This is a genomic window from Chryseobacterium sp. SSA4.19 (assembly GCF_022601875.1).
Taxonomy (GTDB): Bacteria; Bacteroidota; Bacteroidia; order Flavobacteriales; family Weeksellaceae; genus Chryseobacterium.
This window is the reverse complement of the sequence record NZ_JAKVIP010000019.1, coordinates 12822-35131: the sequence shown is the minus strand read 5'-3', so window position 1 is coordinate 35131 and position 22310 is coordinate 12822. Positions and strand designations below refer to the sequence as shown.

The following is a 22310-nucleotide window of genomic DNA, read 5'->3' as shown; positions in this document are numbered from 1 at the left end:
AAAAAAACCACAAGAATTACTCTTGTGGTTTCTAAGTTTTTATTTTATCAATAATTACGGAAAAGTAACACCGGAATATGTATTCGGATTTACCTGTGGTAATGTGGACTTGTATTTATCATTAATTGTTTTAATGAATTCGTTGGCTATGATTGCATATCCTCTGCCGGTAAGGTGAACTCCATCCAGTGAAAATGCCCCGCCACTTACAAAAGTTGCTGTGTATTTTACACCGTCCCAAACAATTCCGGATTTGGAATTAAGCTCTTCCATTTTAGCATTCATATCTACAAATGCAAGGTTTTTGGCTGTTGCAACATTCTTAATTGTTGTGTTAAATGCCGTTGTTGCCGTTGCCACTTTTGCAGCTTCAGCTTCTGTCAAAACAAGCTTATCTTCCAAAGGAACAGAAGTTCCACCTCCCGCCTGCGGAGTAAGCACTTTACTTGCAGGTAATAAAATGAAATCTTTCGCTGTGGTCTGTCTGTACTTCGGAAGTCCGGGAACAGTTGATAAATCCTTATCAACAATTACAGCTCCGTTTGCCATAGCACCAGTCGTAAACTTTATAAGCCTTCTTTGGTATTCGGCATCACTGATCGCTCCTAAACTTTTAGCCTGGGCCAACCCTGCATTATATACTGCATAACCTCCGTTTAGCTGAGTAACCTGGGCAGCGGTAAGATTCGTTAAAGGCATTGCCGGAACTCTTGTAAAATAAGGTACACTTGTTACATTAGGAATATTGGCTATGATTCCTTTTCTTGTTGTCCCCGCAGGAAATAACAATCCTACTAATGCTGTATAGGAATTGGTAAAGCCTACACCAGGGACTCCGTCCACCGGAGTAATCGGGTTAGAGCCATCCCCACCCGAAGTAGCATATCCCAGAACATCATTATTTCCTATCCATAAAGATATAAAGGTTGGATTTTGTGCCAATGCATCAGCTACAACTGATGTTGATGCTGATGTTGCAAATCTTACAAAATACGGATTTGCAGTTGGATTAGTCGGAGTAAGTCCCGCAGGATTTCCATAACCCGGAGCAAGCAAGTGGAAAACTTTAGCCCCTGGAACACCCATATTCTGGTAAGGTCCGCCGGAAGAAATAATATCGAGAGGAGCGCCCGGAGCAGTTGGTCCCGGAGACAGTGAACCGTTTACAAGGCTTAAAACATATTTTCCTGCAAATTCCCCGGTAGTCGGGTTAAATAAATTGGTAAAACCTCCGGTATTATTTGGCATTAAAGGCTGTTTAAATTGTCCTCCGCCGGCAAGCTTCATCTGCATGGCAATCATATTAGGATAAGATTCATTCTGCCCGGAACTGTAAAGTGCCCCGTCTCTGTATCCGGAAGTCAAAGAATTTCCAAGCGCAACATATTTGGAGAAATCAGCCTCACCTTTAGTGACAACTACATCATTTACATCAGTATCAAAATCATTTTCGCAGCTCGTTGTAAAAAGCATTGCGGAAATTGCGAATGTAGAAATTATAATTTTTTTCATAGTCTTCAATTAAAAAGGGTTATAAGATAAACCTAAACCTAAATAGAATGCCTTAGCCTTAGCCTGTCCGTAAAAACCGAGAGTTGAGTTGTTTACATCTCTCGCCTGAGGCATTGCATATCCTCCTGCCACATCAACTCCAAACTGTTTCAGCTTGAAGCCTACTCCACCTGTCACAACATATGTGTTGAATGATGGTGTTTCAGGAATAAAATGTTCGTCAGAATAAGGAGATTCATCATAATAAGCTCCCAAACGCCCATAAATCATGTTACTGAATGCATATTGGGTTCCCAATCTGAATGTTTTGGAATTTCTGAAGTTCTTAGGAGAAACCGAAACTGTAGGATCTGCTTGATTCCCGACAGGAGCAGTAGCAAAATCCAAGGTCAGCTTGCTGTATCTTTCCCATCCGTGATAGTTAAAATCTGCAGAAACTAACCATTTTGGAGTGATCTTGTAGGTTAAACCAATTGTATATTCTTCTACCAAAGGCAATGTTGCCGTAAAACCATCTTTTCCGCCGGCATCGAGGCCTAATAAAGGATACACAGAAGATGAAGGGAATTTAAATGTTGCTATTCCGTCCTTCGCTTTCATATCAACAGGTGAACGGTAAGCAACACTTACATCAAGCTTAGGATCCGGTCTGAAATAAAACCCGAAGCCGTAACCATGCCCGCTGGCTTTACTATCCAGATTAAGCTGTCCCCCGAACTGAGTAACGGCTTTATCCCAATTCACAGTACCTCTTGCATAAATATAGCTTGCTCCAAAAGCCAACCAGTCATTGAATTTGTAGGAAACCATAGGCTGGAAATAATAACTTTTAAGCTCAAGCCTCTGAACCATTTCTTTTCCTTCCCACTGTTCCGGCCATTCAATCGTACTACCGAAAGGAGTGGAAAAACTGAATCCGATCGACAATTTATCGACTGGCTTATAAGCTATTGCCGCATAAATAGGCGTCCCGATAGGATTATCGGTTTCCGTACTCTGCAAGGTATTCAGGTTTTGAAAAGTAACCTTATTGCTTGCTCCAAATCCTCCGGCAACAATACTTAGTTTTGAGGGAATAAATGACATTCCTGCAGGATTAAAGAATGCCACACTTGCATCTTCAGCATGCGCACTGGTATGCGCCATTGCCAATTGTTTTACCCCTTGCAGAGAAACCCTGAAGCCTCCTGCATAAGATAGAACACCTGCCAGTAATGCAGTTGATACTACTATTTTTTTCATAGACTATTATTATATAAGTCAAATATAAAATTATTTTGGCTAAGCCTGTTAATAAATCATAAATTTTTAAACGATATATAAAAAGAAAATTATGTTTAAAATAGCATCATGATAAATCCAAGGCTAATTTATATAGTTATCAACGCTTTAAAAAGAATATTACTCAACTTTTCTCTTTTTGTTTAATCCCAAACACTGTTATTTCTGAATATTTGATTATTTTAGACCTGATAAAGATAAAAATCATAAATTTGCAAGATTAAATATATATTATATGAGTTGTGGATGTAAAACATCCGGCGATTCTGCACATTCTTGCGGACCCAAGAAAACCGCGAATGGCTGTGAAAATGTAAATACCTGTGGTAATAGTTATAAATTAAGTGTTTTTGACTGGCTTTCCAACATCAACAATCCCGCGCCGAACCGATGCGATTTTGTAGAAGTTAGATTTAAAAATGACAGAAAATCTTTTTATAAAAATATAAATAATATTCCGTTACATATAGGTAGTGTAGTTACAGTAGAATCAAGTCCCGGACATGATGTAGGTGTGGTAAGTCTCACCGGAGAACTGGTAAAGATTCAGATGAAAAAGAAAAGATTTTCAGAAGAATCTACCCTAAAAATATACAGACAGGCCAACCAGAAAGATCTGGAGGTATGGCAGGAAGCAAGAAAAAAAGAAGATACAATAAAAATAGAAGCCCGGAAAATTGCTCACAGGATCGGTCTTGAAATGAAGATTACCGATGTAGAGTACCAGGGAGATGCTTCAAAAGTTACGTTTTTTTATACCGCAGAAAACCGTGTGGACTTCAGACAGCTGATTAAAGAATATGCGGGAGCTTTCAGGACGAAGATTGACATGAAGCAGATCGGCTTCAGGCAGGAAGCGGCAAAAGTCGGCGGAATCGGATCTTGTGGAAGAGAGCTGTGCTGCTCAACATGGCTGACGGATTTCAGATCTGTCAATACCAACGTTGCGAGATACCAGCAATTAAGCATCAACCCACAAAAACTGGCCGGACAATGCGGTAAGCTTAAATGCTGTCTGAACTATGAGCTGGACAGCTATCTTGATGCGTTAAGCCACTTCCCATCTTCCTCAACTACCTTAGACACCGAAAAAGGAAGAGCATTCTGTATTAAAATCGATGTTTTCAAAAAGAAAATGTGGTTTGCGTATGTAGACAGCTCTATGGCATGGTATGATTTTGATATTGACCTGATTAAAAAATTGATCGCAAAAAACAAACGCGGCGAAAAAACACTTCCTCTTGAAGAGTTGAAACAGCCCGATATCCCATTGGCAAGTATTGATCTGATTCAGGAAAACAATGTGGACCGTTTTGAAAAGAAAAACAGAGGCAACAACAGGAACAGAAATCAGAACAGCAGGCCGAATAACAATCAGAATGGACCGAATCAGGGACAAAAAAGAAATCAAAACAGGCCTGAGAGACAAGACCGTCCCGAGCGTTCTGAAAGGAATGAAAAAACCGAAAGACCACAAAGACAGGCTAATCCAAACGATAATTCTGCAGGTCATCCAAGACAGCAGAAATCCCAACAGGCAAAGCCTCAGATGGAAAAAGCAGAAATAGTGACTGGGCCTGACGCTGAAAAGAAGCCGGCTACTCAGAATAAGAAAAAGTTTAAAAAGAAATTTCCTCCAAAAAAAGATAACAATGCGTAAAATTTTAGGGTTATTCTCATGTATTCTTTTCTTAAGCTGTCATTCTTCTTCAGAAGGAGACGTAATGATGCACTCTGTTGACAGTAAATGGAATAAGAAAAGCGAACAAAAATTTAATCTTGAAATTTCAGATCCTGAACATCCTAAAAATATTATATTTGTTGTAAGAAACAATAACGAGTATCCTTACAGCAATATCCGTTTAATTGTCAATTTCACCAATCTTCAGAATAAGAAAAAGGAAACCGACACGTTAAACTACATCCTGGCCAAACCAAACGGAGACTGGCTGGGAACAGGATTCGGTGATACGAAGGAAACTTTGTTTCAGTATAAACTGAATTACAGATTTCCGGCAAAAGGCAAATATGAAATAGGCCTTACTCAGGCTATGAGAAATGATATTTTACCGGGAATTGAAGACATTGGAGTAAAATTAGAAACGGATAAACCGTAATCATCAATGGAAGAAAACAGATCTAATACAGGAAAAAAAGGGAAAACCTTCCCGCTTCCTCCCAAAAAGAAAAATACTGCCTGGAAAAAATGGGTAAGAATCATCTGGGTAGGACTCATTGCTGTTGTTTTAGGAATTTCAGGACTTTTCTTTGCCGTTTCCCAAGGTTTCGTTGGAGAAATGCCTGATGTGAAAGAACTTGAAAACCCGGACATCTATGTGGCTTCTACAATTATCTCTTCAGACGGAGTCGTGTTAGGGAAATTTGAAAAAGAAAAAACACAGCCTATTATTTACAAGGACCTTCCTCCTTTCTTAATCTACGCCCTTCAGGCTAAAGAGGACGAACGTTTCAAAGAGCACTCGGGAATCGATTTACAGTCCGTTGCCAGAGCCGTGGTATATGGCGGGGGAAGAGGTGGCGGTTCCACAATTACCCAACAGTTAGCAAAACTTCTTTTTACAAATAGAGTTTCTCAGAATAAAATTGAAAGAGCTTTCCAGAAGCTGAAGGAGTGGGTGGTTGCCGTAAGTCTGGAAAAAAGATATACCAAGGAAGAAATTGTCACTTTATACTTCAATAAGTTTGACTTTTTATATAATGCAAACGGAATTGAAATGGCTTCCAAGATTTATTTCAACAAAAAAACATCACAGCTTACCTTACCGGAAGCCGCTATGTTTGTAGCCATGCTTGAAAACCCGGTAAAGAACAATCCGATGAGAAATCCTGAAAGAGCAAAAACCAGAAGGGATGTTGTATTGGATCAGATGCTAAAAACAGGGTATATTGACCAGGAAACTTTTGAAAAAGCTGTTGGAACTCCTATTACGCTGGATTATCATCCGATTAAAAATATAAATGATGATTATTCAGCTTATTATAAATTTTATCTGAAAAAGGAAATTGACAGTTACCTTAAAGATTATGAAAAGGAAAACGGTAAAAAACTGAATCTTTATAAAGACGGTTTAAAAATATTTGTAACGCTTGATTCTAAAATGCAGAAATATGCTGAAGATGCAATCAGGGAGCACTTGACAGACCTTCAGAAAAGATTTGATGCAGAACAGAGAGGAAGAAAAAACTGGCCGTTCTACTATCTGAATGACAAACAGATTAACAGCCTGATGCTTCAGGCCATGAAAAGAACCGGCCGTTATAAGCAGTTGAAAGCAGCAGGGGTTTCCGAAGATTCTATCATGATTGAATTTAAAAAACCAATAAAAACCTCTCGTTTTACCTGGGCAGGCGAAGAAGAAGTAGAAATGTCACCTTGGGATTCTATCAGATGGCATAAAAAAGTAGCTCAGGCAGGCTTGATGTCTATGACTCCCGGGACAGGTGAAATTAAAGCCTGGGTAGGTGGTATCGACTGGCAGCATTTCCAGTATGATCATATCAAACAGGGAAAAAGACAGGTAGGATCAACATTCAAGCCGTTTGTATACGCAACAGCCATTATGAAACTGGGAATGACACCATGTTCTGTAGTTTCTAATGCAAGTTTCAATAAAGGAACCTATCACGTTCCCGGAAGAGGTGGTATGCTTACTCTGAAAGATGCTTTGGCACATTCTCAGAACCCGGTAGCCTTGCGCCTTGCTGAAATGACAGGAACACAAAGCGTTATTCAAACAGCAAGGGATCTTGGGGTTACGGAAGATATTTCTACCAGTTTACCAATGGCCTTAGGTTCATCAGATATTACGATTTACGAAATGGTGGGAGCCTACAGTACTTTCGCAAATTATGGAAATTACAATAAACCGGAAATGATCTGGAGAATTGAAGATGCGAATTCAAGAGTAATTAAAGAAGTAAATGTAGAACCGAAAGAGGTAATGAACCCGATGTATGCCTACACCATGATAGAATTAATGAAAGGTGTAGCACAATATGGTACTGCTTCGGGGGAATTAGGAAGAAAAGGGATCTCAAAAGATATAGAAATTGCCGGTAAAACAGGAACAACACAGAATAATTCTGACGGATGGTTTATGGGAATTGTTCCAAAGCTTGCCACAGGTGCATGGGTAGGCTGGGAAGACAGAGCCACTCACTTTTACGGAACTGGTGAAGGGCAGGGAGCAAGAATGGCGTTGCCGATCTGGGCTATATTTATGAAAAAAGTATGGGCAGATAAAACGCTAGGAATTTCCCCGGAAGATAAATTTGTAAAACCTTCCGAATGGAAAGACGGCTGCTCCAACCTTAAAGGTTTAGGTGCCGGCTATGGGGACGACGGTGGCCTGCAGACGATTGATGAAATTAAGAATCCGAGGCCTGCAGAACCTTCCGGGCCTAAAAACTCAGGCAAAAAAGAAGAAAATGTGAATGAAAACCTGAATACAGGGGAAGACATAGATTTTAATAATAAATAAATTCTCTTACAGATATATACAAGACCTTTCAAGTGATTGAAAGGTCTTTTCTTTTATAATCAATATCTTTGAGCTATGAATACTGAAAACATACAACAGCCCTTTATAAAAATATTTCCCGGAGATCTGTCAAACAATCCCATGCAGAGAAACACGCCAAAGGTCTTGTTCTCCACCATAAAGCCTGCGGGCTTCGACCATCCTAAACTTGTCGCTTTTAACGAGCAGCTTTCAGAAGAAATAGGCATGGGGAAATTTGAAGAAAAAGATCTTGATTTTCTGGTTGGAAACCATCTTCCGGAAAATATTAATAGCTACTCTACTGCCTATGCAGGACATCAGTTCGGAAACTGGGCAGGACAGCTAGGCGACGGAAGAGCGATCATTGCCGGAGAAATTACGGATGCTTCCGGAAAAAAAAGTGAGATCCAGTGGAAAGGTGCCGGAGCGACACCTTATTCCCGACATGCTGACGGAAGAGCGGTATTAAGGTCATCCGTCCGGGAATATCTGATGAGTGAAGCGATGTTTCATCTGGGAATTCCAACAACCCGTGCTTTGAGCCTGGCTCTTACAGGAGAAGACGTTGTCAGGGATATGATGTACAACGGAAATCCGCAATATGAAAAAGGAGCTGTGATCATCAGAACAGCCGAAAGCTTTCTTCGGTTCGGACATTTTGAATTGATGTCTGCCCAAAGAGAATACAAAACCTTACAGGAACTTGCTGATTATACCATTAAAAACTACTTTAAAGAAATTACTTCAGAAGGCGTACAGAAATACAAAGACTTTTTTGAAAATGTAAGCAGAAAGACAGCTGATCTTATGGTGGAATGGTACAGAGTAGGATTTGTTCATGGAGTGATGAATACTGATAACATGTCAATTCTGGGTTTAACAATTGACTATGGTCCTTATTCCATGATGGATGAATATAATTTAAATTTCACGCCCAATACGACTGACCTCCCGGGAAGAAGATATGCTTTCGGAAAACAGGGACAGATTGCCCAGTGGAATCTCTGGCAGCTGGCCAATGCGCTTCATCCTTTGATCAAAGATGAAAAATTTCTGGAAGATATCCTGAATGATTTCGGAAGCTACTTTTGGGAAACCCACGACAGAATGCTTTGCAAAAAATTTGGGTTTGATCAGTTGCTTACCCAGGATGAAAAATTCTTTACAGGCTGGCAGGAACTGATGCAGGATCTTCAGTTTGATTACACCCTATTCTTTAATCAGCTCGAAAAATTTAATGATCTGAAAGATCTGAAAAATCAGTTTGAAAATGTTTCGTATACTTTTCTGGACGATGAGAAAATTTCAAAACTTGAAAATTTTATAACAACCTATCATTCAAGATTGGAAAAAAATATTGTTTCAAAGGAGAAATCTGCAGAAATAATGAGGACAGCAAATCCGAAATTTATCCTGAGAAATTATTTGCTTTATCAGTGTATCGAAGAGGTTCAAGAAGGCAGAATGGCAATGTTCGATAAATTAACACATGCATTAGAAAATCCATATGAAGAAATTTATCCTGAATTTTCAGTAAAAAGACCTTCAAAATATGATAATACTTCGGGATGTTCCACACTTTCCTGCAGCTCATAAATCAAGTTAAATCTCTCTTACGCTATCAATCTTCGGAGATTAACATAGTGAAAAAGTTGAAAACGGATGTTATATAGAAATAGCATCCGTTTTTTATAAGAAGAATAAATCTACAGCTGTTTTACAGACGCATTTATTTATAGATGTATCAAAATCGCTTCAGATTTTATTTTATTTTTGCACAAACTTATCAATGGTGTCAAAATTTAAATCGAAATTTATCAATATTCTTAAACTTTTATTTCCTTCAACAGGCATTGAGCTGGTTGTTTTCCTTTTTTTTCTGGTAGTTTACGGATATTTAGGCTCTTATATTGCCATTCATCATAAGATTATTTTTGACAGCAGAATTCCCTGGGATGCCTATTTCAGCTTTGATAATAAATCCATTGTAATGACTGGTGGAAGCTTTGAAAGACATCCGCTCTCCTATTATTTTTTCAATTGGATCCGTGAACTGGCATTATTATTTTCAGACGGTAAAATGGATGGAAATTTCAGATTTGCTTTGGCCTGGTTCAGCAATATTGCAGTAAGTCTCAGTATTCTCCAGATCTTTAAATACCTGAAAAATATTATTCAATTGCCTTTGGCTGTTACGCTTTTATTGGTCTTATTCTTCGGATCCTTTTCAACGCCGATATTACTTTCATTTACTCCTGAAAATTTCACTTATACCTTATTTCTGCTGACCTTATTCAATTATTATTCAGCGATAAAATTGAAAAAAGAAAAGAAAATTCCGGCACTGGCGTTGGTTTTTTCAGGAATTACAATCGGTGGTTTAACGGTAACCAATATTATTAAAGTTTTTATCCCTGTTCTTTTTGAGAAAGATTTGTTCAGAAGCTGGAAAAAATTTGGACATGCTGCTTTGAGAGTCGCTTTTGTATGCATTTCATTTATCCTGCTGTATTTAAACCGGATTGATTTTAAATATCAGAATATTTTCAGCAAAACCAGCGAACAGTACGAAAAATTTTCAAACGTGAAGTCCACGCCCATGTGGGACATGATTTCTTCTTATTTTTTTGGTGGAAATATACTTTTTTCAAACTTTTTGATTCGTGACAAGCATAACATGAAAGGCTTCGATTATAAAGGTATTATTATGGATGTATATTCATCATGGGTCCCTTACATTTTCATAGCTGTATTATTGGGCCTTATCCTTTGGAGTTATTATAAAAATTTCAATAATAAACTTGTACAGGTTCTGATGATTTCATTTTTTTTAGATATTGTCATTCACTGCATTATGAGATTTGGCATCCATACTTCCTATATTTATGGCGGACACTTTGTTTTTGTCTACCCTCTTTTACTGGGATGGCTGTTTTATGCCTACAAAGAATCACCAAAAATACTGTCTTTTCTGAGTGTAATTTTATGCATTTTATGGGTATATCTGGCAACAAATAATTATTTAAGAATGACGGAATTTTTTTGGTTTTTAAACCAATATTACTAAAATTAAGATTTAAGAAAGGACATCTACAGTTGTATTAATTCGGAGCAAACAGGATGATCTTAATTCGTCACAAAGGATTTTAGTCTTTTAATCTTAGAAGAAAAGCTCATTTAATAATTTTATATTCAGTATATCCTATTTAATTTACTTTTTCAGGACCCTAAAAATTTTGAATTTTATGTAAATAAAGTCAGTTTTTACTGATTTAACCAACATTTTACACACAAAAAAGCCGAGAACAAAGTCTCAGCTATTAGTGGTTTCTGTATTTAGCAGTTTTTTATTTTGCTTCTGCACAAAAAATTCTGTACTGTACAGGAATTGCAGATTTAAAATATTCTCTTACCCTTGCAAGGTCTGATGATGCACTCTGCTTGGTAAAGTAGCTTCCTGCTAAAATTTTATAATTGGGCCTCAGGGAAGCATCCGTTTCTACTTTCAGATTAGGAAATCTCTTCCTGAAATACGACTTTACTTCATTTGCTTCTTGATTACTTTTCACCGTTGTAATCTGAATCTTATATCCTAAAATCCTTGGATTTCTCCTGCATATTTCTGCATTAGTAAGCCCTCTGCTGGGAACAAAAATTTTTGCAGGCTTGGGAGCACTAAAATCGTCATCATCATCCCTTGAAGATACCGCTGTAGTTGTTCTTGAGCATCTGTCTTCAATACTTTCCATGGCTGTATTTACTTTGGAATCCATCGTAATCGTAAGTTCGGTTCCCGCCAAAGTATCTTTTTTTACAACCTGCTGGGCATCAATATTATAAAATGACAACAGAGCGAGTATTGAAAATATTTTAATAAACTTTTTCATTTAAACTTGTTTCCGCAAATTTAGGCAATTTAAAAAATTATACCAAACAGAGTTATTTAGAATCGATACAAATTAAACGTAAATGACATTTTCCCCTTTGCATATACCGTTAAATTGATGTTAAAAATATTATTTTTGCGGGATTGATTGAATGTTCAATATTTACTAACATAAGATAATTTAAATGATTAGTTGGAGAAAGCATTATAGACAAACGTTGATTGCAATAGGCTTATTGTTATCAACAAGTGCTTCAATTTACGGGCAAGAAGGCGATCCGAACAATGGTGAGAAACTTTTCAAAGCGAATTGTACTGCATGTCACGCACTAGACAAACAAGTTGTAGGACCACCTCTGAAAGGGGTTGTAGAACGCGTAAAAACAGAGGGTGGTGTAGACAGAGACTGGCTTCACAAGTGGATCAAAGACAATAAGTCTTTGAGAGCTTCAGGAGACAAATACGCAAATGAAATTTTCGAAAAATACAACAAGACTGAGATGCAGGTCTTTCCAAATCTTACGGAAAAGGATATTGACGACATCTTAGCGTATACAACTAATCCGCCGGCAGCACCTGTCGCTGATGATAAAAAAGCAACGACTGCTGATAATGCAAATGCAACAGCAGCTCCGGCAAGCAGCTCCACAACAAACATCGTAATTATTTCTCTTTTAGCAATTGCAGCATTACTGGTCTGGATATTGGTTAAGCTTAGACAATTGGTAAAACTAGGCCAATCCGAAGATCTGGCAGGGCTTAATGAATCAAGAGTAAAATCGTTCAGCGAGATTTATGCGAAATACCATTATGTAGGAAAAGGTTTAATTGCTATCCTTGCACTTTTGGCTGCTTACGGGGTTTGGAACTGGATCATGTGGATCGGAGTTTACAAAGGATACAAGCCTGAACAGCCTATTTATTTCTCACATAAAATACACGCAGGAGAACAGAAGATTGACTGTCAACTTTGCCACTCCAGTGCTAAATATGGTAAGGTATCTGAGATCCCTTCTATGAACGTTTGTATGAACTGCCACAGAACAATTTCTGAATATAATGCAGAGCATTACATGGAGCCAGGAAAAGATAAAGCATTCTATGACGGGGAAATCCAGAAAATTTATGCTGCTACAGGATGGAATTCTGAAAAACAACAGTATACAGGAAAAACCCAGCCGGTGGAATGGACAAGAATTCACAATATGCCGGACTTTGTTTACTTTAACCACTCACAGCATGTGGTAGCCGGTGAACAGGCAATCATCAATTCTTTCAATAAAAAGAACCCTAATAACAAAATCGACGTTGTTTGTAAAGCGTGTCACGGAAAAATAGATACCATGAATGTTGTTCAGATGGCTAATGACTTTACCATGGGATGGTGTATCGAGTGTCACAGAACTACTGAAGTTGATATGAACAACGGCTATAATAAAGAATACTTCAAGAATCTACATGACAAGTTGAAAAAACAATACCCTAAAGATGGTGGTAAGATTACGGTAGATGCTATTGGAGGTCTTGAATGTGGTAAATGTCATTATTAATAACTAAAAATTAGAAGTATAAATGGCTTCAAACAAAATACAATTTAGAAGTATTCATGAACTTAAAGATCCGGCTTTAAACAATAAGTTGGCTCAGAAAGAGTTCCAGGAAGAAATTCCGGTAGAAGATTTTCTTGGGGATGCAGAACAGAACGGATCCGGTACTTCAAGAAGAGATTTCTTAAAATTATTAGGATTCTCTACAGCAGCCGTAACGTTGGCTGCGTGTGAAGCTCCGGTAATCAAAACAATTCCTTATGTGGTAAAGCCACACGATATTATTCCGGGAATCCCTAATTATTACGCTTCAACATATTTCGATGGTTTTGACTTTGCTAGTGTCTTGGTAAAAACACGTGAAGGAAGACCGATTAAAATCGAACCGAACCCGGCTGCCGGCGATTTGGGAAAAACAAGCGCAAGGGCTCAGGCAAGCGTACTTTCATTATATGATAATGATAAAGTAAAGCAGCCAAAGTTTGAAGGTAAGGACGAAACTTTTGATAAGGTTGACAGTTTTGTCATTAAAGGATTGGAGGAAGCTAATGCAGCAGGTAAAAAAATTGTGTTATTATCACACTCTTTTGCCTCTCCTACTTTCAAAAAGCTATTCACAGAATTCAAAGCAAAATATCCAACAGCAGAATTAGTAACCTATGATGCTTTCCCTTATGCTGCAGCTTTAGATGCCGCACAGGAAGTTTTCGGAACAAGAGCATTACCGGTATATGACCTTAGAGGGACAGAGTTGGTAGTGGCATTCCATGCTGATTTCTTAGGAGATTACAATGCAGCAAGCCTTGAATCTTCTTATGCTGCAGCCAGAAAACCGGGAGCCAATATGTTGAGACATATCCAGGTCGAATCCAACATGTCATTAACCGGAGCTAATGCTGACTCAAGAATCAGATTAAAGCCAAGCCAGGTTAACAAGACCTTGGTTGAAGTGTACAATGCTATTGTTGGCGGAGGCACTTCTGACAAAGCAGCTTCTGAGATTGCCAAAGAACTTCAGACAAAAGGAAGCAAAGCTGTTGTTTTTGCAGACGGTTCAAAAGGAGCTCAGGTTTTAGCTCATTTAATTAACCAAAAATTAGGATCCGTTGCTTTCACAGGTAAAGCTAATTTCTTAAAAGATTTCGATAAGGCAAGATTTGAAGAATTTCTCGGATGGGTAAATGGAGGCCAGGTTGGCGTATTAATTGCCAATAATGTAGACCCTATTTATTCTTATCACAAAGGTGAAGACTTTAAAAAGTCTTTGGCAAAAGTTCCTTATGTAATTGCTGTTGCGGATAAGAAAAACGAAATGTACAAAGCAGCGAAAGCTGTAATTCCTGTAGCTAACTGGCTGGAATCTTGGGGTGATGTTGAACCTCAGACAGGAGTATATTCATTAATGCAGCCTACGATTCAGAAAATTTACAAATCAAGACAGATTGAAGAATCTCTATTGGTTTGGAAAAATGGTAAAAACAATGCTGCCAATAACTATTACGATTATTTAAAAGCAAGTGCTTCTTCTATTTTAGGAGCGACTTCTTTCAATAAAGCTTTATATAACGGTATCAATGTTTCTTCAAATGCTACGACATTGTCTTATGCAGGAGGCAACGGAGCACAGGCAGTTGCCGAATTAGGAAACTTCAAGTCTTCTGATCTTGAACTTGTTTTATACACCAAAACGGCAATGGGAGACGGAACTCAGGCAAACAATCCTTGGCTTCAGGAACTTCCTGATCCACTGACAAGAATGTCTTGGGACAACTACCTGACCATTTCACCGAAAGATGCGGAAAGATTAGGACTTGAAAACGATCTTAATGCAAGAATGCAGCTGGATGGTTCTATTGTGAATCTTACCGTAAACGGAGTTACCGTAAAAGATGTTCCTGTATTTATTCAGCCTGGTCAGGCAGAAGGATCAGTAGGTCTTGCGCTTGGATATGGAAAGAAAAACTCAGGAGCTACGGCTGATACCGGAGTAAATGCTTATCCTCTGTTTGATGGTTCCAACCTGGCAGTTTCCAATATCAAATTGGAAAAGACCGGTGAAGATCATGAATTTGCAGGAATCCAGCTTCAGAACACCTTAATGGGACGTTACGAGATTGCTAAAGAAGTTCCTTTGGCTGAATTCTTAAACGTTGCATTCGATGACGAGCATAAAGGGTGGAATAGACCTTTAGAATATCATACCATCAGCGGAGCTCTTCCGGCAAGAAAAATTGATCTTTGGGACGCTTTTGATGATACTGATGGCCCTCACTTTAACATGTCTATTGATCTTAACTCCTGTACAGGATGTGGATCATGTATCATTGCATGTCAGGCAGAGAACAACGTTCCTGTTGTAGGAAAAGAAGAGATCAGAATGTCCAGGGATATGTATTGGTTGAGAATTGACCGTTATTATTCTTCAAGACAGAAAGTAGAGGTATATGAAGGATTAAAAGAAGGAATGGCTGTACCTGAATTATACGGTACTGCATTCGGAGACGGAGGAGCACTAAACCACCCTGCGGACAATCCTGATGTAATTTTCCAGCCGGTAATGTGTCAGCACTGTAACCACGCGCCATGTGAAACAGTATGTCCGGTAGCGGCTACTTCGCACGGTAAGCAGGGCCAGAACCATATGGCTTACAACAGATGTATCGGTACAAGATATTGTGCGAACAACTGTCCATATAAAGTAAGACGTTTCAACTGGTTTACGTATAACCTGAATGATAAGTTCGATTTCAATATGAATAACGATCTTGGAAGAATGGTATTGAATCCGGATGTAGTGGTAAGAACAAGAGGGGTAATGGAGAAATGTTCATTATGTATCCAGATGACTCAAACTACTATTCTTGAAGCGAAGAAAGAGAACAGAGTGGTAAAAGACGGTGAATTCCAGACAGCTTGTTCAAAAGCCTGTACTACGGGATCTATCCAGTTCGGTGACATGAATGACAAAGCATCTGAAGTTAGAAAGTTATATGCTGACAACAGAAGATATTATTTACTTGAAGAGATCGGAACCAAGCCAAACGTGTTCTATCATACCAAAGTAAGAAACAGAGTAGAAAAATAAAGTTTAAATAATAAATAGGTAAAAAATGTCAGGACATTACGAAGCTCCGATAAGGGAACCTCTAATTATTGGTCACAAAACTTATCACGATATCACAGAAGATATTGCACGACCTATCGAAGAAAGAGCAGGTAAATTATGGTGGATTTCATTATATGCAGCCTTAGTTCTTTTCATCTATGGATTCGGGTGTATCGCCTATACAATCGGGACAGGTATTGGAGCATGGGGGCTTAACAGAACTATTAACTGGGGTTGGGATATTACCAACTTCGTATGGTGGGTAGGTATCGGTCACGCCGGAACCCTAATCTCAGCAGTATTATTATTATTTAGACAAAGATGGAGAATGTCTGTAAACCGTTCTGCAGAAGCAATGACGATCTTTGCAGTAGTACAGGCAGCAATCTTCCCGGTAATTCACATGGGTAGAGTTTGGGTAGGATATTGGGTATTCCCTTTACCAAACCAGTTCGGTTCTCTTTGGGGGAACTTCAACTCTCCCCTACTTTGGGACGTATTTGCGATCTCTACTTATTTCTCTGTATCCACGGTATTCTGGTTTATGGGATTAATCCCTGACTTTGCTATGATCAGAGACAGAGCAAAGACACCTTGGACAAAAAAGATTTATACATTCCTTGCCTTCGGCTGGGGTGGTAAAGCAAAACACTGGCAGAGATTCGAAGAATTATCATTGGTTTTGGCAGGTTTGGCAACTCCGCTTGTATTCTCGGTACACACTACTGTATCTTTTGACTTCGCCACTTCGGTTATTAAAGGATGGCACTCTACGATCTATCCTCCATACTTTGTTGCGGGAGCTATCTTCTCAGGATTTGCAATGGTACAGACGCTATTGTTAATTGCAAGAAAGGTATGTCACCTTGAAGACTATATTACAATGTATCATATCGAAATTATGAATATTGTAATCATTCTTACCGGTGGTATGGTAACCGTAGCTTATGCCACTGAATATTTTATCGGATGGTATTCAGGATCAAGATATGAAGATTTCACTTATCTTTCTCCAGGTGCAGCCGTAGGACCTTACTGGTGGGCTTTCTGGGCATTGATTACGTGTAACCTGATCATCCCTGCACTATTCTGGTTTAAAAGAATCAGAACCAACATTATTGCAACGTTTATTATTGCATTAATCATTAACATCGGGATGTGGTTTGAGCGTTTTGACATTATCGTTATCAACCTTTCCAGAGATTATTTACCTGGATCTTGGACGATGTTTAAGCCAACGATCATTGATGTAGGCGTATATTTAGGAACTATCGGATTCTTCTCTGTATTATTCTTACTATATGCAAGAACATTTCCTGTAATCGCACAGGCTGAATTAAAATCGATTTTGAAAATCTCAGGTGAAACTTATAAAGCAAAAGAAGGAGATGAGCACCACTAAAATTGTATACGGACTTTATGCTGACGACGATGATTTGATGAACGGCGTGAAAGCATTTAACGATAAAGGAATCGCAATAAACGAGGTGTATACTCCGTTTCCGGTTCACGGGCTAGACAAAGCTTTGGGGTTAAAGAAAACAAGAATTTCTGATGCTGCCTTTCTCTACGCTCTTTATGGGGTTACCATCGGTTCTACAGTAACCTGGTATGTAATGAATCACGACTGGCCTCAGAATATTGGCGGTAAGCCAGCTTTTGACTGGGCACACAATATGCCTGCGTTCGTAGTTCCTATGTTCGAGCTTATGGTATTCTGTGCTGCTCACATGATGTCATTGACTTTCCTGGTAAGAAATAAAATGTATCCCGGAGCACCTGCACAAAACCCTGATCCGAGAACAACAGATGATAAATTCATGATGGAATTCGTAACTGAAGATGTAGAATCTGTAAAGCAGCTGCTTATTGAAACCGGAGTTGAGGAAATAACTGTTAAAGATGCTTAGAATGAAAAAGAACGTACTAAAAATTACAGCAGTTTTAGGTTTAACAATGGTTTTACTTAACTCTTGCGGACCGAAAGAGAATACACCGTTAGTATATTTCCCTGATATGTATTTTCCGGTAGCTTATGATCCTTTGATGAAAGCTCAGGATGCCTATTCAGATCATGAAAATGAAATTCCCGCTTTCGTAAGAAATAACGGAGCGACAGGGCTTTCTCCGGTAGAAGGATCAGTAGCACAAAATAAAGATGGCGTTTTTGAAGAAGGCTTGCTTCCAAAAAATGTTGATGAATATAATGCAGGCTATGATGCATCTAAAAGCATGACATCCTCTCCTTTGAACCCTGCCAATGCGGCTAAGGATATTGAGAGAGGAAAACTGCTGTTTGATAAAACATGTGCAGCTTGTCATGGTGTTGGTGGTGACGGACAGGGACCAATCGTACAGACCGGAGCTTTCTCCGGTGTTCCGAACTATGCTGACAGAGAAATTACTGTGGGATCTGTTCATTATGTAATAACAAACGGTAGAAATGCAATGGGATCTTATGCGGGTCAATTGAACGCGGGAGACCGATGGAGGGTGGCAATGTATGTGATGAATGCCTTTAAAAAAGGAGCAGCAGCACCGGCAGCCGCTACGGCAGCAACAACTACAACACCGGCAGCAGCTACTGCATCGACATCAGAAGCAAAAACTGAAACCACTACCGCAACTAAAAAATAAGAAAAGAAATGTATAGTTTTTCACCAAAATTAAAATCAACTTCTATAATCCTTCTTGTTGTAGGTTTAGTTCTATTTGCTGTAGGTTTCTTCTTAAACAAAGGAATTTCCACTGAAAAAATAGAACACATGATGGAAGCGATTCACGTTTCCGGTCATACCGCTCCTACCCACTCCAGTGAAATGGTAGGTCCTCAGGATCATGCAGCTCACCTTGAGCACGCTGAGCTTCAGATACACAATCAGCCTTTAGCGGCCATACATTTTGTAGCTGTATTTTTCTTTGGAGTAAGCTGCTGCGTATTATTCTTTTATTCTATTCAGCACGCTGCACATGCAGGATGGCCAATTATCATCACAAGGGTAATGGAAGCTATTGCTTCTTATATTCCTTATGGAGGAGCAATTCTTATCATTTTAATGATTCTTAATATCACGCATACCGGACACCTTTTCCATTGGATGGACCCGGAATTGACAGACCCTGAATCTGCTCATTTTGATGTGATCTTATTTGAAAAAAGAATATTCTTAAATATCCCTTTCTATGCGGTAAGAACATTGATCTATGTGTTAGGAGCTTCGTTCTTTGCATGGAAATTAAAATCACAGTCTAAAAAAGTAGATGAAACCAAATCAAGAACCGAATATCAAATGCTTTACAGATGGGCAGTAGGGTATATCGCATTCTTCGGATTTGCTTCTGCAGCCTGGGCTTGGGATTGGTTGATGTCTATTGACCCTCACTGGTATTCTACGATGTATATCTGGTATTCAATGGTAAGCTGTCTTTCAAGTGGTATCGCAGTAATTATTTTACTAAGCGTTTACTTAAAGAAAAACGGATTCCTTCCTCAGTTTAATGACAACCATTTGCATGATTTAGGTGTTTTCCTATTCGCAACAAGTATGCTTTGGACGTATACATGGTTTGCTCAGTTCATGCTTTATTGGTATGCCAATATTCCGGAAGAGGTAAATTACTTCTTCGGAAGATTCCAGCACTACTCTCCTACGTTTTTACCGATGCTGATCGTTAATTTCTTATTACCATTATTGGTGTTGGTAAGCAGCAGCATTAAGAGAAACTACAAAGTAGTAACGATTATGGCAGTAGTGGTAATTTGCGGACACCTTTTGGATTACTTCAATATGGTAATGCCTGGAACAGTAGGACCTTACTGGAAAACTCCTGAAGTTTTCTTATTAATTGCAGGGGCAGTCCTGTTTGTAGCAGGATTATTTATGTTTACCGTGCTTTCAGCATTATCCAAACTTAAATTGATTCCTACAGGAAACCCTTACTTACATGAATCTGAAATTTATGAGTACCCTTTCTAAGGAATTTGTAACAAGATAAAATTTTAAAAGACTGATTATTAAATAATCAGTCTTTTTTTGTGCCTGTAGGCAACCTTTAAAAAAATCTGTGGTCCTATGAATAGAATAATAACTTTAAAATAATATCCAATGAAAAAAAATTACATCCTAACTTTACTGTTTGTATTGTTATTTAGTTTCGCTTACGCACAAACCACCACTTTCATTTCAGAAAAAACAGAGCAGCCGATGACGAAAGTTTCAGTCTTCGGGAAAGACGGAAGCATTATGGCCTATTCTGATATTGACGGAAAAATAGAACGAAAATTATTAAACCCTTCACAGGAAAAATTTCAGCTTGTCTATGATAATATCTTGCTGGGAACATTTTCTTACGCTGAACTTGATAAAGACATCGTACAGTTAAACGACAGGGTAAAAGATATCGAACCTATCGTAATCAAAAATAATAAGCCCGCAAAATATCTTCTGATTAAGGGTAACTTTAATGCTTACGTTACGGTAAACAATATGCTTAATTGTTATATAGACGGAATAGCCACCTATATTTTCGATAATAAGAACAAAAAAGTAAAAGAGATAAAAATACAACAGTATCGTATTTTCAGGCTGGAAAATGCAGATAATGCAAAGAAGCAGGCCGGAGCCTGGGACTACAATACGCTTTTAAAATTGCCTGCACTAAGACATGCAGGAAACCTTGAAAAATATGACAACAGCAAATTTAAGGTAAAAGAGCTCAAAACACCGGCTAAAGATGAAATAGAAATCAGTGCCGAAGACCTTCAGGATAAAGAACTTTCTTTTTTTGGCTATCGACTTTTTGATGTTCGTGGAGTGGCTCATTTCTCTTTTGAAAAAAATTCAAAAAAAACGCTTCGTGATTTTAATGAATACAATGAGATTGTATTTTCAAAATTCAAACATAAAACTGAACCGGAATACAATCAAATCATTTCCTATAAAAACTTTTATCCAACCGAACTTGAGTTCAGCAATGACAATAATATTCCGGGAGTAAAGTACAACAAAAATCAAAGTAATTACACCTCGAAATATTGGGAGGAAAAAACATTCCCTAATATGCAGGCCGTTTTCAGTTCATTTTTTAAAGATGATTTAAAAGAAAAATAAATTCTCTGCTAATAATTTTTATTAAATGTATTAAATGTACTCTATCTAGATATTGATTCCTAAACGCAACATGCATTTACACGAATCTTATATTTACTAGTATTCTTATTAAGCGATAAAATTTTAAAAGACTGATTAAAATAATCGGTCTTTTTTTGGCCCTTAGGCAACCTTTTGAAAAACATCTTGTCTTATAGATAAAATAAACTTTAAAATAATAAGTCATGAAAAAGCACCAAATTCTAACGCTACTGTTTGTATTTTTATTCAGCATTACCCATGCACAAACCATTACTTTTATTTCAGAAAAAACGAACCAGCCGCTTCCAAAAGTTTCTGTGTTCGGGAAGGACGGAAACATTTTGGCATTTTCGGATATTGATGGTAAAATTGACAAGCAACTCATAAAGCCAGATCAGGAAAAATTCCAACTGGTCTATAATAATATATCGGTAGCCACTTTATCGTATTCTGATATCGATAAAGATGTCATCAAAATTAATGATCGGATCAAAGATATTGAAACGGTGGTTATCAAAAATAATAAACCCGCAAAGTATATTCTTATCAAAGGGAACTTTAATGCTTATGTAACCGTTAACAACAAACCTAATTGCTATGCTGACGGAATTATAACCTATATTTTCGACAATAAAACAAAAAAGCTGAAAAGTACGAATGTAGAACAGTACAGGGTCTTTTCATTATCAGATGCAAGTACAGATAAAAAGAAAACATCCTTCTGGGATTATGCAAACTCGTTGGACCTTCCAAAACTTAAATATGTAGGAAACCCCGATGAGCTTAAGATAAAAAATAAAAATATTAAAGAGCTAAAAGGGGACCTTAAGGACCAGATCGAAATTTCTCATGGAATGGCTCAGGATGAGGAATTAGGATTTTTAGGATTCAGGTTTTATGATTTCAGAAGAATTTACAATATGTCATTTGAAAAGGATTCAGAGAAGACCCTGAAAGACTTCCTGGAATATAACGAGGTAATTTTTATGAAACTTAAACACAAAAGCGAGCCCGACTACAATCAATTGGCTTTATATAATAATTTTTACACTACAGAATTCAGTTTCAGTAATGATAATGACATTAAAAAAGTAAGATTCAACAAGAGCAGCAGCAACTACCAGACCTCTTATTGGCAGGATCCGTCCTTTCCCAATATGCAGACGGTCTTCAGCAACTTTTTCAAAGGCGATTTAAAAGAAAAGCCAAATGATAAGTAAATCAGTTCTCCATATTCTGTCTTTTGTAAACGGAGAAATATCCCGTTGCGGACTATTTTCAGTTCGTTCTTTAAAGGTGATCTTAAGAGCGCCAGAACATCAT

Annotated in this window: 16 protein-coding genes; 13 read left to right on the top strand and 3 right to left on the bottom strand. The window is 38.1% G+C overall.

Translation table 11 applies throughout. From position 1 onward, the window contains the following. Positions 1-54: 54 nt before the first annotated feature. Together MKJ01_RS13530 and MKJ01_RS13525 are read right to left on the bottom strand one after the other, a co-directional pair. The gene (locus MKJ01_RS13530; RefSeq protein ID WP_241614628.1) at positions 55-1512 is read right to left on the bottom strand and encodes a hypothetical protein; all 1458 of its coding nucleotides are present in this window, start codon (positions 1510-1512) and stop codon (positions 55-57) included. Between the two features lie 9 nt (positions 1513-1521). Continuing rightward, positions 1522-2754, bottom strand: a complete 1233-nt coding sequence (locus MKJ01_RS13525) for an OmpP1/FadL family transporter (protein ID WP_241614627.1) — start codon at positions 2752-2754, stop codon at positions 1522-1524. Positions 2755-3028: 274 nt separating this feature from the next. On the opposite strand from MKJ01_RS13525, the gene MKJ01_RS13520 reads away from it, so the two are divergent. The 5 genes from MKJ01_RS13520 (at position 3029) to MKJ01_RS13500 (ending at position 10383) form a co-directional block, all read left to right on the top strand. After that, positions 3029-4453, top strand: a complete 1425-nt coding sequence (locus MKJ01_RS13520; RefSeq protein ID WP_241614626.1) for a regulatory iron-sulfur-containing complex subunit RicT — start codon at positions 3029-3031, stop codon at positions 4451-4453. After that, on the top strand, positions 4446-4910 hold the full coding sequence (locus MKJ01_RS13515) for a gliding motility lipoprotein GldH (RefSeq protein ID WP_241614625.1): 465 nt from the start codon (positions 4446-4448) through the stop codon (positions 4908-4910). Before MKJ01_RS13520 ends, MKJ01_RS13515 begins: the two co-directional genes overlap by 8 nt. 6 nt (positions 4911-4916) lie before the next feature. After that, positions 4917-7295, top strand: a complete 2379-nt coding sequence (locus tag MKJ01_RS13510) for a transglycosylase domain-containing protein (protein WP_241614624.1) — start codon at positions 4917-4919, stop codon at positions 7293-7295. A gap of 75 nt (positions 7296-7370) precedes the next feature. Continuing rightward, on the top strand, positions 7371-8912 hold the full coding sequence (locus tag MKJ01_RS13505; RefSeq protein ID WP_241614623.1) for a YdiU family protein: 1542 nt from the start codon (positions 7371-7373) through the stop codon (positions 8910-8912). Positions 8913-9105: 193 nt separating this feature from the next. Then, the gene (locus tag MKJ01_RS13500; RefSeq protein WP_241614622.1) at positions 9106-10383 is read left to right on the top strand and encodes a DUF6080 domain-containing protein; all 1278 of its coding nucleotides are present in this window, start codon (positions 9106-9108) and stop codon (positions 10381-10383) included. Between the two features lie 280 nt (positions 10384-10663). Here the strand turns inward: MKJ01_RS13500 and MKJ01_RS13495 are convergent, their stop codons facing one another. Then, complete coding sequence (locus MKJ01_RS13495; RefSeq protein ID WP_241614621.1) at positions 10664-11203, bottom strand: hypothetical protein; 540 nt, start codon at positions 11201-11203, stop codon at positions 10664-10666. Positions 11204-11387: 184 nt separating this feature from the next. On the opposite strand from MKJ01_RS13495, the gene MKJ01_RS13490 reads away from it, so the two are divergent. The 8 genes from MKJ01_RS13490 (at position 11388) to MKJ01_RS13455 (ending at position 22207) form a co-directional block, all read left to right on the top strand. Further along, positions 11388-12752 carry a c-type cytochrome gene (locus tag MKJ01_RS13490; RefSeq protein WP_241614620.1) on the top strand — a complete coding sequence of 455 codons (1365 nt, stop codon included), beginning with the start codon at positions 11388-11390 and terminating at the stop codon, positions 12750-12752. A gap of 22 nt (positions 12753-12774) precedes the next feature. Continuing rightward, a complete protein-coding gene (locus MKJ01_RS13485; protein ID WP_241614619.1) occupies positions 12775-15834 on the top strand; it encodes a TAT-variant-translocated molybdopterin oxidoreductase in 3060 nt (1019 codons plus the stop codon). A gap of 25 nt (positions 15835-15859) precedes the next feature. Next, positions 15860-17257, top strand: coding sequence for an NrfD/PsrC family molybdoenzyme membrane anchor subunit (gene nrfD, locus MKJ01_RS13480; protein WP_027386891.1), 1398 nt, complete (start codon positions 15860-15862; stop codon positions 17255-17257). Continuing rightward, positions 17244-17765 (top strand): DUF3341 domain-containing protein, encoded by a 522-nt coding sequence (locus MKJ01_RS13475; RefSeq protein WP_027386890.1) that lies wholly within the window; start codon positions 17244-17246, stop codon positions 17763-17765. Before nrfD ends, MKJ01_RS13475 begins: the two co-directional genes overlap by 14 nt. Further along, the gene (locus MKJ01_RS13470; protein WP_241632652.1) at positions 17758-18492 is read left to right on the top strand and encodes a cytochrome c; all 735 of its coding nucleotides are present in this window, start codon (positions 17758-17760) and stop codon (positions 18490-18492) included. Before MKJ01_RS13475 ends, MKJ01_RS13470 begins: the two co-directional genes overlap by 8 nt. Positions 18493-18500: 8 nt before the next feature. Further along, positions 18501-19832, top strand: coding sequence for a hypothetical protein (locus MKJ01_RS13465; protein WP_241614617.1), 1332 nt, complete (start codon positions 18501-18503; stop codon positions 19830-19832). Positions 19833-19961: 129 nt separating this feature from the next. Continuing rightward, a complete protein-coding gene (locus tag MKJ01_RS13460) occupies positions 19962-20966 on the top strand; it encodes a hypothetical protein (RefSeq protein WP_241614616.1) in 1005 nt (334 codons plus the stop codon). A 224-nt stretch (positions 20967-21190) separates the two neighbouring features. Then, complete coding sequence (locus tag MKJ01_RS13455) at positions 21191-22207, top strand: hypothetical protein (RefSeq protein ID WP_241614615.1); 1017 nt, start codon at positions 21191-21193, stop codon at positions 22205-22207. Positions 22208-22310: the final 103 nt, after the last annotated feature.